Genomic DNA, 13,355 nt, shown 5'->3' on the forward strand with positions numbered 1-13,355 from the left:
CGGTTTGGCCGCTCAACCGACCCGGTAATATTCCCGATACCAGTCGGCGAAGCGCTGCAATCCTTCGGCCAGCATGACCTTGGGCTGATAACCGGTCAGCTCGCGCAGCTTCGACACATCGGCATAAGTCGCGGTGACGTCGCCCGGCTGCATCGGCTTCATGATCTTCACCGCCTCACGCCCGATCGCGCTTTCCAGCGTGGAGATCATTTCCATCAGCCCGACCGGATGGCTGTCACCGATGTTCAGCACGCGGTGTCCGCCCTGTTCCGGCGGATGGTCGAGCGCGCCGAGGATACCGGTCACGATGTCATCGATATAGGTGAAGTCGCGCGCCATCTTGCCTTCGCCGTACACCTCGATCGACTGGCCGGCCATGATGCGGTTGGTGAACGAGAAATAGGCCATGTCGGGCCGGCCCCACGGGCCATAGACGGTGAAGAAGCGCAGGCCGGTCTGCGGAAAGCCATAGAGCTTCGCGTAGGACTGGCTCATCAGCTCGCACGCCCGCTTGGTCGCGGCATAGAGCGAGACGGGATCGACCGAGGGCTCGTCCTCGCTGAACCCCTGCCCGCCCATCGGCTTGTCGCCATAGACCGAGCTGGACGAGGCGTAGACGAGATGTTCGAACCCCGGCGCGTGGCGGCACGCCTCCATGATCGACAGATGCCCGGCCAGGTTCGAGCGTTCATAGGCCATCGGGTTGTCGATGCTGTAGCGCACCCCCGCCTGTGCCGCTAGATGGATCACGCGGGTCACGCCATTGTCGCGCACCAGCTTTGCCATCGCTTCGGTATCGGCGATGTCGGCGCGGTGGAAGCTGAATTCGCGCCGGCCGTTGAAGGTCGACAGGCGCGCTTCCTTCAGCGACGGATCGTAATAATCGTTGACGATATCGACGCCGATTACCGTCTCACCGCGCTCGAGCAGGCGATGGGCAGTGGCATGACCGATGAAACCGGCGGCACCGGTGACGAGGACAGGAGCGGCCATCGATCAGCGCCCCACGACGGGGCGGCAGAAACAGGTCCCCAATGCGAGACCGATCTGGCCCGTCCCAATTACCACGATCCGCATTGCTCGGCCTCCCTGTTTCCGTTCGTACCCAACGGCATGATTTTGCGGCAGGGCAGCATGGATACTGCCTCACCCCGATTCCCTTGAAATGACAAGCCCTGTTTTTGTGCAAGAGATCAGGAGCAGGACAAAGCGCCTGCCTCGCAAGATGACCGGAACGCCCGTTTTGGGTTGGTTCAATGGCGGACTGTCCCCGGAATGCTTCCATTCATCCTAGGTTTCCGGCAAGGATGGGATTGAGACTTTTAATTTAGTCACTTTTGCATAACGGCTTTCGGTCAATGGACCGGTACGTGGTCAAAACCGTCCAAGGGGTGCGAATCCGGTGAACTCTACACCGACCGACATGATCGTTTTGCCGGAAGATGCTGCGGTGCAGCAGGGCTTCTGGGGTACGCCCCATGCCCTGCGCCTGCGGGTGTTCGGCGTCCTGCTGATCCTCGACCTGCTGTCGATCGGCATGGGCTTTGCCGTTCCCTGCATCTGGTACCGCTACGACCCGTCGCTGGTCGGCGTCTTCTTCGTGACGGGCGCGGTGTATGTCGCCATCGCGTTCAATGGCGGGGCGTTCTCGTTCAAGCCATCGCGGACCTTCATGATCGATACCGGCCCGGCCGTCCGGTCGCTGCTGTTCACCTATGGCACGCTGTTCCTGATGTCGTATTTCCTGCGACTGGACCAGATTCTGCCGCGCGGGCTGCTGCTGATCGCGATGGTGACCGGCCTGACGCTGTTGTCCGCACTGCGGCAGGTCGTGGTCGTCTATACCGCCACGCATCTGCGCGACCGGTTGCTGACCCAGTTGCTGGTGATCGACGGGATGCAGATCGTCCCGCCCGACGGGTTCCAGGTGTTCGATGCCCGCGCGCGGGGCCTGCGCCCCGACCTGCGCGACCCAGCGATGCTCAACGCCTTCGGCCTGTTGATCCGTGGGTGCGAACGGGTCGCGATCGCGTGCCGGCCCGAAGACCGCAACAATTGGGCGATGATGCTGAAGGGCGTGAACGTCCGCGGCGAAATCGTCGTCAACGACCTCGAATCCTACGGCGCGTTCGGCGTGTCGCATGTCGGCGACCTGCCGGCGTTGACCGTGGCGGTCGGGCCGCTCCCGCTGCGCAAGGCGCTGGCCAAGCGCCTGTTCGATCTGGCGATCTGCGTCCCCGCGCTGATCGCGCTGCTGCCGGGCATCATCCTGATCGCGGTCGCGATCAAGCTGGACAGCAAGGGACCGGTCCTGTTCCGCCAGCGTCGCGTCGGACAGGGCAACGAATTCTTCTACATCCTGAAATTCCGGTCGATGAAGGTCGAACAGAGCGACCCGGACGGCAAGGTATCGGCCAGCCGCGACGACGACCGCATCACCCGCGTCGGCTATTTCATCCGCCGGACCAGCATCGATGAACTGCCGCAGCTCTTCAACGTGCTGCTGGGCGACATGAGCATCGTCGGGCCGCGTCCCCACGCGCTGGGGTCGCTCGCCGGGGACAAGCTGTTCTGGGACATTGACGAGCGCTATTGGCACCGCCACGCGCTGAAACCCGGCATCACCGGCCTGGCGCAGGTGCGCGGCTTCCGTGGCGCGACCAACGAGACGACCGACCTGACCCACCGGTTGCAGGCCGATCTGGAGTATATCTCCAACTGGTCGTTCTGGCGCGATGCCGCGATCCTGGTGCTGACCGTCCGGGTGCTGGTCCACCGCAACACCTTCTGACCGGTCAGTCGGGGCGACGTCCCGGCCGACGCAGGATCAGGTACAGCGCCCCCTGCCCGCCATGGCGGATGTGCGCGCCGCGGATCGATGCGACGCGATCGGCATAGGGTCCCGCGATGATCCAGTCCTGCACCGCCGCGCGGATCGCGCCGCGGGCATGGGGCCGTTCCGATTCGGCGCGCGGCGGCTTGCCCGTGACCAGCAGCAGCACCCGGTCGCCACGCTGGATCGCGCGCGCCAGCCCCTGATCCAGCAAGGCGTGCGCGGACGCCAGCGTATGGCCGTGCAGGTCGAGGGTCGAATCGGGGCTGACCATCCCCCGCGCCAGCTTCCGGTCCCATCCGGCATCCAGCGTCGGTCCGGGCGTCCGCGCCTTGGCGGGGGTCGGCGGCGTCACGACGGTGCGGGCGCGCACCGTTTTCGGTGCCGGCGCGCCGTGCTTTTCCAGCTTCGCGAGCAGCGGCGGCGCAGCGGAGGCCGGGCGCGCGGCATGGAGCGGCTTTACCGCCGCGACCACCCGCGCCCACAGCGCCGCCTCGCCCGGATCAAGGCGTCGCCCGGCCACCCGCGATCCGTTGGACGGTGCCGATCGGCAGCAGCAGGAAGGCGGTGCCGCGCGCGCTCATGCCGCCGGCGATCGCGCGTGCCTCGTCGCCCGCGCCCCAGAAGGTGTCGAACCGGTTGGTGCCCTTGATCGCGCCACCGGTATCCTGCGCGACCCACAGCCCGCTGGCATCGGTACGGTCCATCGACAGGAACACCGGCGCCCCCAGCGGCACGAAGCGGACGTCCGCCGCGACGCTCGCCTGACCGGTCACCGGCAGGCCGAGTGCGCCAAGCGGCCCCGGCCCGGTCAGCTCGCGGAAGAATACGAAGCTCTTGTTCTCGCGCATGATCGCGCGGCCCTGTTCAGGATTCGCGCGCAGCCACGTCATCAACCCCTGCATCGACGCCTGTCCGGGCTGCACCAGCCCGCGGTCGCGCATCAGCTTGCCGATGCCGGTATAATCGCGGCCATTCTGCCCGGCATAGCCGATGCGCATGACCCCGCCATCGGGAAGTCGCAGCCGGCCCGATCCCTGTACCTGCAGGAAGAACATCTCGACCGGATCGGCGGCCCAGGCGATTTCCAGACCCCGCCCGGCAAGCGCACCACCCTCGATCGCGGTCCGGTCGAAATAGGGGACGAAGGCGGTGCCATCGACGCGCCCGCGAATCTTCTTGCCCTTCAGGTCGGTCGAAAACAGGCCGAGATCGGCCTCGACCAGATCGCCCGGCACGCCGTAGATCGGAGTTTCGTAGCCGCTGCGCCGGGTGCGCGACCCATGGATTTCGGGTTCGTAATAGCCGGTGGCAAATGCCTTCCCGTCGCCGACCTGCACGGTTTCGAACCACCGCGTGAAAAAGGCCCGCGCGCCGCCTGCCGATACCCCGCGAGCGGCGTCGCACGCCGGCTGCCAGTCGGCGGGACGGGTCAGGCCGGTCGGGTCGGCCTTCCGCGTGACCGAAGGGCAGCTGATGCGGAACGCACCCAAGGCGCGATCGGCGGCGTCGTCGGCGATCGGCAGGTTGGCGACCGGGGGGCCGGCGACGACCCCGGCGGCAAGTGCCGTGGTCGCTCCATCGACGGTTTCGGCGCCGGTAATGGGCGGCAGCGGCACCGAAGCGGTCGGCTGGCGTACCGGCAGCGGCCGGGTCGGCGTCCCCGGTGTCGCGGCAGGGCGCCCGCCATCAGCCGGCCGCGGGACCGGTCGCGACGCAACAGTTTCCGGGCCACGCGGCACGATCGCATTCGAACAGCCGGCCAGCAGCAGCGCGGCGAATGCCGCCATCCCCCCCTTGGACATCGGCGTCAGGCTTCGTCGGTATCGGCGAGCTTCCAGTTCGGGTCGCTGCTCTTCAGCACCCGCAGGAACGTCCACACATCATGCGTCTCGACCGCATCCGACAGCGACCCGGCGATCATCGTACCGTCCGCGTCGCGGGTGATGGCGGCGATGTCCGCGTCGAAACGGACGGCGACGCGCGCGACGCCGCCTTCGACCGACGCTTCGGTCACGATCGCGCGCTCGATCGAGACCAACCGGTTTTCGAGCGTCTGGCCCGCCGCGTTGCGCTCTGCGATCGCCTGCGCAAAGGCGTCGCGGACGTCGCGTTCGGTCAGCCATTCGAGGGTCGCCTCGTCGCCCTTCCAATAGGCTTCGAGAATCATGCGATAGGCCGATTTTGCACCCTCGATGAACTGGGCGACGTCGAACGACGGATCGGCGGCGATCAAGGCGCGCAGGCCCGCCTCGGCACCGGTTTCGACATGGCGCGGGCCGAGGATCTTCGCCTCGGGCGTCACCTCGATCGGGCGGGTGGCCGGGGGCACCCCGATCCGTTCCTCCGCCGCGCGCGGCAGGGGCTCATGGCCGGTACGCTTGCCCAGCACGGCATAGAGCCGCATGGCCAGAAACGCCGCGATCATCGCGAGCAGGACGACAAAAACCACCATGCCTACACTTCCTTCCGTCGACCGGACATAGGACCGATCGGGCGCGGATACAAACGCTGCGGCGGCCATCTGTTTCGCCGGGTGGGTCGACCCGTTGAATCGCGGTCCTGCCGCTGCTAGTCCGCGCCATCTTAACGCGGCAAGCGCCAAAGCTTTCCGCCGTAGCGGACAGGAACTACCATGGAAGATCAGAACGACGCCACCGGCATTGACGCCTTTGCCAATGGGGACGACAGCCAGCCGTCGGTCAATGTCATCACCCAGTACGTGAAGGACCTGTCGTTCGAGAATCCGAACGCGCCGGGCGTGTACCAGCTGCCGGGCAGCCCGAAGCTGGACGTGCAGTTCAACATCGGCGCCAACCAGGTCGGCGACGACGTGCATGAAGTCGTGCTGAAGATCGAGGCGCGCGCGGAAATCGAAGGCCAGGTGATGTACCTTGTCGACCTGTCGTTCGCCGGTCTGTTCGGGCTGCGCAACATCCCGGCCGAACATCTCCAGCCGTTCCTGCTGGGCGAAGCGCCGCGCATCCTGTTCCCCTTCGCCCGCCGCGTGCTGGCCGATGCGGTGCGCGACGGCGGCTTCCCGCCGCTGATGCTGGAGCCGATCGACTTCGCGCAGCTCTATATCACCCAGGCCGAACAGCAGGCCGGGATCGGCGAAGTCGCCGGCCACGCCTGAAGCATAGCGGGCGGGCGCGGACCTTCATGCCATGAAGCTGGCGAAATCGCTGGGATCGGTTGGCGGGCTGACGCTCGCCAGCCGGGTGCTGGCGCTGGGTCGCGACTCGCTGCAGGCGACGTTCGTCGGCGCCGGCTTCGCGTCCGACGCGTTCCTCGTCGCGTTCCGCCTGCCCAACATGTTCCGCGCGCTGTTCGCCGAAGGGGCGTTCAACGCCGCGTTCGTGCCGCTGTTCAACAAGAAGGTGGCCGAGGGTGACGAAACCGCCGAGGGCCAAGGACTTGCGAACGGCGTAGCGTTCGCCCGCGACGTGCTGTCGGTGCTGCTGCCGGTGCTGATCGCCGCGACGGTCGTCATGCTGATCGCCGCATGGCCACTGACGTATCTTTTGTCGGGCGGATTCAACGATCCGACGGCGGACCAGTTCGCCTATGCCGTCACACTGTCGCGGATCACCATTCCGTACCTGTTGCTGATCTCGATCGTGTCGCTCCTGGGCGCGATCCTCAATTCGCTCGACAAGTTCTGGGTCAACGCCGCCGCGCCGATCCTGCTGAACGTCGCGATGGTCGCCGGACTCCTGTTCTTTCACGGACCCGATCCCTATGCGACCGCCCGCGTGCAGGCATGGGCGGTGACGGTCGGCGGCGCGTTGCAGCTTGGCTGGCTGATGTTCGCCTGCCGCCGCGCGGGCGTATCGCTGAAACCCCGCCGCCCGCGCATGACCGACGACGTGCGCGCGATGCTGAAGCTGATCGTGCCGGCCGCCGCCGGGGCGGGGGCGATGCAGGTCAATCTGGTCATCTCGACCGCGCTGTCGGGCAAGCTGCTCGATGCCGGGTCGATCTCGTACATCTATTATGCCGACCGGCTGAACCAGCTGCCCCTGGGGCTGATCGGCATCGGCCTCGGCACCATCCTGCTCCCCACCATCTCGCGCCAGCTCAGCCGCAAGGACGATGCCGGGGCGATGGACACGCAGAATCGCGGCATCGAACTGGCGCTGCTGCTGACGCTGCCGGCGACCATCGCCTTCCTGACCGTCGCCGAACCGATCATCCGCGCGCTGTTCCAGCACGGCGCGTTCGGACGGGAAGACACGATCCGCTGCGCCCAGTCGCTCGCCGCCTTCTCGCTGGGCCTGCCGGCCTATGTCCTTATCAAGGTGCTGACGCCGGGCTTCTATGCAAGGCAGGATACGCGGACGCCGGTGCGCTTCGCGATGTGGTCGATCGGCATCAACATCGTGCTGAACCTCGCGCTGATCCCGACCGTCGCGCATATCGGGCCGCCGCTGGCGACTGCCGTCGCGGCATGGGTCAATGTGGCCATGCTGTACGTGACGCTCAAGCGGCGGGGGCATTTCGCACTCGACCGGCAGCTGACCCATCGCCTGCCGCGCTTTGCCGTCGCCGCGCTGCTGATGGGGGCGGCATTGTTCTTTGCCGATGCGCTGGTCGCGCCATGGACGACGGGAGCGGTCGTCACCCGCATCCTCGGCATGGCGGCCCTCGTCGGCGCAGGTGCCGTCGTCTATGGCCTCGCCTGCCTTGCCACCGGAGCGTTCCGGCTGGCCGATCTTCGCGCGCTGCTCCGGCGGCGTGCCGCGTAACCGTTAGGAACCCTGCAATGCGTGTCGTCTCCGGCATCCAGACCACCGGCAATCTCCACCTCGGCAATTATCTGGGCGCGATCCGCAACTGGGTGCGGTTGCAGGACCGGATGGGCGCGGACGATGTGTGCCTGTTCTTCCTCGCCGACCTCCATGCGCTGACGGTGACGCAGGACCCGAAGGAACTGGCATCGAACACGATCGAAATGGCGGCAACCCTGCTGGCGGCGGGGATCGATCCCGACCGTTCGATCCTGTTCAACCAGGCGCGTGTGCCCGCGCATAGCGAGCTGGCATGGATTTTCGGCGGGACGGCGCGCGTCGGCTGGCTGAACCGCATGACCCAGTGGAAGGACAAGGCAGGCAAGAACCGCGAAGGCGCCAGCGTCGGGCTGTTCACCTATCCGGTACTGCAGGCCGCCGACATTCTGGCGTACCGCGCGACGCACGTGCCGGTCGGTGAAGACCAGAAACAGCATCTGGAACTGGCGCGCGACATCGCGACCAAGTTCAACCTCGACTTCGGGGTCGAGCTGTTCCCGCTGCCCGAGCCGATGATCCCGGAGGATACGCCGCGCATCATGTCGCTACGTGACGGCTCCGCCAAGATGTCCAAGTCCGATCCGTCGGACATGAGCCGCATCAACCTGATCGATTCGGACGATCAGATCGCAACCAAGTTCCGCAAGGCGAAGACCGATCCCGAACCGCTGCCGTCCGAGGTCGCCGGGCTGGCGGAGCGCCCCGAGGCGCGCAACCTTGTCACCATCTATGCCGCGCTGTCGGGTGAAACCTCGCAAGACGTGCTGGGGCAGTTCGGTGGACAGGGCTTCGGCGCGTTCAAGCCGGCGCTGGCCGATCTGGCGGTCGCCAAGCTTGGGCCGATCCGCGACCGGCTGGTGGCGCTGCTCGACGACCGGCCGGCGGTCGGCGCGACGCTGGCCAAGGGTGCGGCAAAGGCCGAGGCGCTGGCCCGCCCCACGCTGCTTGCAGCACAACAGGCGCTGGGGCTGCAGGTCTGAACCTGATTTCCCTGTCATCCTGAAAGTCGGCACGATATGCGCTCCTCGTTATACCAAACGGGGAGCCGTTCGTGACCAGCACCGTCGACACCACGCCCTTTACCGATCAGAAGCCCGGCACGTCGGGCCTGCGCAAGAAGGTGCGGGTCTTCCAGCAGCCGCATTACGCCGAAAACTTCATCCAGTCGGTGTTCGACGTGGTGGAGGGCAGGGACGGCGCGACATTGGTGATCGGCGGCGACGGCCGCTACCTGAACCGCGAGGTCATCCAGACCGCGATCCGCATGGCCGCCGCCAACGGCTTTGCCCGCGCCATCGTCGGACAGGGCGGCATCCTGTCGACCCCTGCCGCCTCCAACGTCATCCGCACGCGTGGCGCGATCGGCGGACTCGTCCTGTCGGCCAGCCACAATCCCGGCGGCCCGGACGAGGATTTCGGGATCAAGTATAATGTGGCGAACGGCGGTCCGGCGCCGGAGAGCTTCACCGACGCGCTCTACGCCCGCACGCTGGAGATCGAGCGCTACGTCATCAGCGACGTGACCGGCATCGACCTCGACACGCTGGGCGAAACGACCGTCGACGGCATGACCGTCGAAGTCGTCGATCCGGTCGCCGCCTATGCCGAATGCATGGAGGGCCTGTTCGACTTCGCCGCGATCCGCGACCTAATCGCCGGCGGCTTCCGCCTGTCGTTCGACGCGATGAGCGCCGTCACCGGGCCGTACGCGACCGAAATCCTCGAACGTCGCCTCGGCGCGCCAGCGGGCACCGTCGTCAACGGCACCCCCCTGCCCGATTTCGGCGGCCATCACCCCGACCCCAATCTCGTGCACGCGCACGACCTGTACGAGCGGATGATGGGCGACGACGCGCCCGATTTCGGCGCGGCGTCGGACGGCGATGGCGACCGCAACCTCATCATCGGGCGCGGCATCTTCGTGACCCCGTCCGACTCGCTCGCCGTGCTGGCGGCCAACGCGCACCTTGCCCCGGCATACAGCAAAGGCATCGCCGGCATCGCCCGCTCGATGCCGACCTCCGCCGCCGCCGACCGCGTGGCGCAGGCGCTGAACGTACCGCTGTACGAGACGCCGACGGGCTGGAAGTTCTTCGGCAATCTGCTCGACGCAGGCCTCGTCACCATCTGTGGCGAGGAGAGCGCGGGCACCGGCTCCAACCATGTCCGTGAGAAGGACGGGCTGTGGGCGGTGCTGCTGTGGCTCAACATCCTCGCGGTGCGGCATCAGCCGGTGGCGGAGATCATGGCCGATCACTGGGCGCGCTATGGCCGCAACTATTATGCACGGCACGATTATGAGGGCGTCGAGCAGGCCGGCGCCGACGCGCTGATGACGTCGCTGCGCGATCGGCTGGCGACCCTGCCGGGCACGACGATCGGCGACCTGACCATCGCCCAAGCTGACGACTTCGCCTATCACGACAGCACCGACGGATCGGTCAGCCGCAACCAGGGCATCCGCATCCTGTTCGTCGACGGCTCCCGCATCGTGTTCCGCCTGTCGGGCACCGGCACGCAGGGCGCCACGCTGCGCGTCTATATCGAGCGCTACGAGCCGGCGGACGGTGATCTGGCGCAGCAGACCGGCGATGCGCTGGCCCCGCTGGTGGCGGCGGCGGAGACGCTGGCGACGATTCGCGAGCATACCGGGCGGGATGCACCGGACGTCATCACGTAAGAAGCTGGACTCGCGCGGACAGGCGGAGGGGTTGGGATCTTGGTAACGCCTTCGCGATCGCGAGACCGCCGCGCTGGCGGTAGCCAAGGGATAAAGGCTGCTGGCGCGGCGGACCGCTGCCCCGAACGCACCCCTCCGCGTCACCGCGCCTCCGCGCGAACCAACTTCTTCTGCATGATTCGCTTAACCGACGCCTCGTGCAATCACCGGGAGATCCCAGCCTTGGCTGGGACGACGTGTGTGGCGAAAGAGCACGCACCGCTCGGTCAACGTCGCGGCGAGATCGCTCAGCCTTCGAGCGAACGCATCAGCGTGCGGACCGCGCTGTCGATCTCGCGATCGACTCCGCGCAGTTCCTCGATCCGGCGCACGGCGTGGATCACCGTCGAATGGTCGCGATTGCCGAACTTGCGGCCGATTTCGGGAAGCGAGCGGGTGGTCAGCCGCTTGGCAAGGTACATCGCCACCTGCCGCGGCCGCGCGATCACCTGCGCCCGGCGAGCCGATACCAGGTCGAGCTGCTTCACCTCGAAATGCGCCGACACTGCGCGCTGAATGTCATCGATCGTGACGCGCTTTGCCGGTCCCGCCAGCATCTCGCCCAGCGTCGCGTGGGCGAACGCCATGTCGATCGTCTCACCCGTGAGCGAGGCATAGGCGACGAGGCGGTTGAGCGCCCCTTCCAGCTCGCGCACGCTGCCGCGAATCCGCCCGGCGAGCAGGTCGATCACATCCTCGGGCACCGCCGTTCCCGGTACCTCGGCCAGCTTGGCCGCCAGGATTGCGTGGCGCAGCTCGTTCTCGGGCGTCTTGATATCGGCAACCAGCCCGCCGCCAAGACGCGACAGCAGCCGGGGATCGATCCCATCGAGCAATGCGGGAGAGCGGTCGCAGGCGATCACCACCCGCTTGCCCGCATCCATGAACGCGTTGATCGTGTGGAGGCATTCCTCCTGCGTCGCGTCCTTGCCGGCGACGAACTGCAGATCGTCGATCATCAGCAGGTCGACGCCGCGCAGGCGGGCCTTGAAGCTGTGCGTGTCGCGCGCGCGCATCGCTGCGACGAATTCGAACATGAACCGCTCGGCCGGCAGATAGACGGCGCTGGCCGATGGATCGGCCTCGAGGAAGGCATGGCCGATGGCGTGCATCAGGTGCGTCTTGCCCAGCCCCGTCGCGCTGTGCAGGAACAGCGGGCTGAAGCGCGGCACGCCCGGTTCGGCCAGCGCCTTGGCAGCGTTGAACGCCACGCGATTCGACGGGGCGACCACGAATCGGTCGAAGCGATAGCGCGGGTCGAACGCCGGGCGCTCGGCCGGGGCACGCTGCGGCACGGCGGGCATCGGTGCAGCCGCCGCCGCGGCCATCAGCGGCAACGGCGCATCGACCGGCGCCGAATCGAACAGCGGTGCGGGGGGAACGATTCGGTTGGGCAAGGCAGTTGCGGTTTCGACTACGACGTCACGGACCTGAGGAAGCTGGAGACGGAATTCATGCGCGAGGCGTTCGGCGTAATGGTTGCGGACCCAATCGGTCATGAAGGCGGACGGAAGGGTCAGGCGCACGATCCCGTCGCCTTCCGGAGCGACCAGTTCCATCGGCTTCAGCCACCGGTCGAACAGCCGCTGCCCGGCGGACACGCGCAGGTTCTGGCGCACGCGGGCCCAGGCCGCCGCTACCTCCACCTGTTCATGATCCACCGGCATCGTCACGTGCAAATACTCTCCCGTGCCGGAAAGCGTGCTTTCCGACCAACGTTGGTCCGTCGTCTAAAAATCCCCCCTCGACCGCGCCGAAACGTCGGTCGCACGCGCAAAGATTCGCGTGGGCCCCGGATCACCGTAACGGCGTCGGGGAGTGCTGTTTAGGAACCGGAATGCCCGTCGATCAAGTCATCAAACCGAAATAAAGACGGTTGACACGCCCCCAGCCGCAGAAATGCGTCGGATTTCTTTTTTTGCGTTTTATTGCAATAGCTTAATTGGATGTCGACGGACTGAATCGGCGGAATCCAAGGATTTCCGCCATTTCCCAACGGCTTGATTCGACATGGGTTCGCGGAACCAAATTCTGCTGCGGCACGGCGTCGTCGACACCGGTATCGACCGGAACAGACCCAACGCAACAAACCCCGCCGGCGCTATGGCCGACGGGGCATCCTGCTTGCCGACAATGGCGTCAGGCGATCAGGCGATCGCGCCAACGGCCTTGGTCAGGCGCGCGAACTTGCGGCTCGCGGTGTTCTTGTGCAGCACGCCCTTGGCGACGCCACGGGCCAGCTCCGGCTGGACGGCCGACAGCGCCGTGGTCGCCGCAGCCTTGTCGCCCGAAGCAAGCGCCGACTCGACCTTCTTGACGAAGGTCCGGATGCGGCCGACGCGGTTGCCGTTGATTTCGGCGCGGCGTGCGTTGCGACGGATGCGCTTCTTGGCTTGCGGCGTATTCGCCATTCGGTACGTCCTTGCGAGTAATGTGGTCAGTGTGAAAGAGGCGCCGGGAACACCCTACGCCGTCTCGAAGGCAGCGCCCTTAGCGATTGCGGGAGGCGGGGTCAACCGTTTCGCCCCGCTTTCGTCATCCCGGCGCTCGGTCGTCATCCCCGCGAAGGCGGGGATCCATAACCTCTAACGTCGGAGAGGAAACCGAAAGGGTAGCGTGTCTGGATTCCCGCCTGCGCGGGAATGACGAATGCAGGGCCCATGCGGAAAGCCAAACCCTATCCCTTCTGACACTTCGGACAATAAAAGGTCGACCGCCCGCTATCCACCCGGCGCTGCACCGTCCCGCCACACGTGCACGGCTCACCCTCGCGGCCATAGACCAGGAATTGCTTGGAGAAATACCCCAGCTCGCCATCCGGCCGGGCATAGTCGCGCAGCGTCGATCCGCCGGCCTCGATCGCCGCGAGCAACACGTCGCGCACCGCCACCGCCAGCGCCTCGAGTCGCTTCGCTGAGATCTGCCCCGCCGGCCGCGTCGGCGATATCCGCGCCAGGTGCAGCGCTTCGCACACATAGATGTTGCCGAGGCCCGCAACGATCCGCTGGTCGAG

At 66.6% G+C, this 13,355-nt stretch carries 12 protein-coding genes; 5 read left to right on the forward strand and 7 right to left on the reverse strand.

All coding sequences use genetic code 11. The annotated features are described in order from the left end of the window. Window positions 1–12: 12 nt before the first annotated feature. Window positions 13–993, reverse strand: a complete 981-nt coding sequence (locus tag QZ755_RS05215; protein WP_294320425.1) for an SDR family NAD(P)-dependent oxidoreductase — start codon at window positions 991–993, stop codon at window positions 13–15. A gap of 430 nt (window positions 994–1,423) precedes the next feature. On the opposite strand from QZ755_RS05215, the gene QZ755_RS05220 reads away from it, so the two are divergent. Continuing rightward, window positions 1,424–2,791: a sugar transferase gene (locus tag QZ755_RS05220; RefSeq protein ID WP_294320426.1), complete on the forward strand. Its 1,368-nt coding sequence runs from the start codon at window positions 1,424–1,426 to the stop codon at window positions 2,789–2,791. 4 nt (window positions 2,792–2,795) lie between these two features. On the opposite strand, the gene QZ755_RS05225 is transcribed toward QZ755_RS05220, so the two are convergent. The 3 genes from QZ755_RS05225 to QZ755_RS05235 are packed head-to-tail and all read right to left on the reverse strand — an operon-like array spanning window position 2,796 to window position 5,285. Then, the gene (locus QZ755_RS05225; RefSeq protein WP_294320427.1) at window positions 2,796–3,356 is read right to left on the reverse strand and encodes a Smr/MutS family protein; all 561 of its coding nucleotides are present in this window, start codon (window positions 3,354–3,356) and stop codon (window positions 2,796–2,798) included. Beyond that, window positions 3,337–4,623, reverse strand: coding sequence for an MltA domain-containing protein (locus tag QZ755_RS05230; protein ID WP_294320428.1), 1,287 nt, complete (start codon window positions 4,621–4,623; stop codon window positions 3,337–3,339). The genes QZ755_RS05225 and QZ755_RS05230 overlap by 20 nt, the downstream gene beginning before the upstream one ends. Before the next feature lie 20 nt (window positions 4,624–4,643). Continuing rightward, a complete protein-coding gene (locus tag QZ755_RS05235; protein ID WP_294320444.1) occupies window positions 4,644–5,285 on the reverse strand; it encodes a Tim44/TimA family putative adaptor protein in 642 nt (213 codons plus the stop codon). Between the two features lie 183 nt (window positions 5,286–5,468). On the opposite strand from QZ755_RS05235, the gene secB reads away from it, so the two are divergent. The 4 genes from secB (at window position 5,469) to QZ755_RS05255 (ending at window position 10,303) form a co-directional block, all read left to right on the forward strand. Further along, window positions 5,469–5,969, forward strand: a complete 501-nt coding sequence (secB, locus tag QZ755_RS05240; protein WP_294320429.1) for a protein-export chaperone SecB — start codon at window positions 5,469–5,471, stop codon at window positions 5,967–5,969. Between the two features lie 31 nt (window positions 5,970–6,000). Continuing rightward, window positions 6,001–7,581, forward strand: a complete 1,581-nt coding sequence (gene murJ, locus QZ755_RS05245) for a murein biosynthesis integral membrane protein MurJ (protein WP_294320430.1) — start codon at window positions 6,001–6,003, stop codon at window positions 7,579–7,581. 17 nt (window positions 7,582–7,598) lie between these two features. After that, window positions 7,599–8,603 (forward strand): tryptophan--tRNA ligase, encoded by a 1,005-nt coding sequence (trpS, locus tag QZ755_RS05250; protein WP_294320431.1) that lies wholly within the window; start codon window positions 7,599–7,601, stop codon window positions 8,601–8,603. Between the two features lie 71 nt (window positions 8,604–8,674). Next, a complete protein-coding gene (locus QZ755_RS05255; protein ID WP_294320432.1) occupies window positions 8,675–10,303 on the forward strand; it encodes an alpha-D-glucose phosphate-specific phosphoglucomutase in 1,629 nt (542 codons plus the stop codon). A gap of 287 nt (window positions 10,304–10,590) precedes the next feature. On the opposite strand, the gene dnaA is transcribed toward QZ755_RS05255, so the two are convergent. The 3 genes from dnaA to QZ755_RS05270 all read right to left on the reverse strand — a co-directional run. Next, on the reverse strand, window positions 10,591–12,009 hold the full coding sequence (gene dnaA / locus QZ755_RS05260) for a chromosomal replication initiator protein DnaA (protein ID WP_294320447.1): 1,419 nt from the start codon (window positions 12,007–12,009) through the stop codon (window positions 10,591–10,593). Window positions 12,010–12,489: 480 nt separating this feature from the next. Beyond that, window positions 12,490–12,753: a 30S ribosomal protein S20 gene (rpsT, locus tag QZ755_RS05265; RefSeq protein WP_294320433.1), complete on the reverse strand. Its 264-nt coding sequence runs from the start codon at window positions 12,751–12,753 to the stop codon at window positions 12,490–12,492. Window positions 12,754–13,019: 266 nt separating this feature from the next. After that, window positions 13,020–13,355, reverse strand: a 336-nt coding sequence (locus QZ755_RS05270) for a zinc finger domain-containing protein (protein WP_294320434.1), incomplete at its 5' end; no start/stop codon positions are given.

The sequence above is a fragment of the uncultured Sphingomonas sp. genome (genome assembly GCF_913776855.1).
Taxonomy (GTDB): Bacteria; Pseudomonadota; Alphaproteobacteria; order Sphingomonadales; family Sphingomonadaceae; genus Sphingomonas.

Coding starts and splice junctions, on each gene's coding strand:
- dnaA (WP_294320447.1), bottom strand. CDS start 12,009: ATGCCGGTGGATCATGAACAGGTGGAGGTAGCGGCGGCCTGGGCCCGC.
- QZ755_RS05215 (WP_294320425.1), bottom strand. CDS start 993: ATGGCCGCTCCTGTCCTCGTCACCGGTGCCGCCGGTTTCATCGGTCAT.
- rpsT (WP_294320433.1), bottom strand. CDS start 12,753: ATGGCGAATACGCCGCAAGCCAAGAAGCGCATCCGTCGCAACGCACGC.
- QZ755_RS05230 (WP_294320428.1), bottom strand. CDS start 4,623: ATGGCGGCATTCGCCGCGCTGCTGCTGGCCGGCTGTTCGAATGCGATC.
- secB (WP_294320429.1), top strand. CDS start 5,469: ATGGAAGATCAGAACGACGCCACCGGCATTGACGCCTTTGCCAATGGG.
- murJ (WP_294320430.1), top strand. CDS start 6,001: ATGAAGCTGGCGAAATCGCTGGGATCGGTTGGCGGGCTGACGCTCGCC.
- QZ755_RS05220 (WP_294320426.1), top strand. CDS start 1,424: ATGATCGTTTTGCCGGAAGATGCTGCGGTGCAGCAGGGCTTCTGGGGT.
- trpS (WP_294320431.1), top strand. CDS start 7,599: ATGCGTGTCGTCTCCGGCATCCAGACCACCGGCAATCTCCACCTCGGC.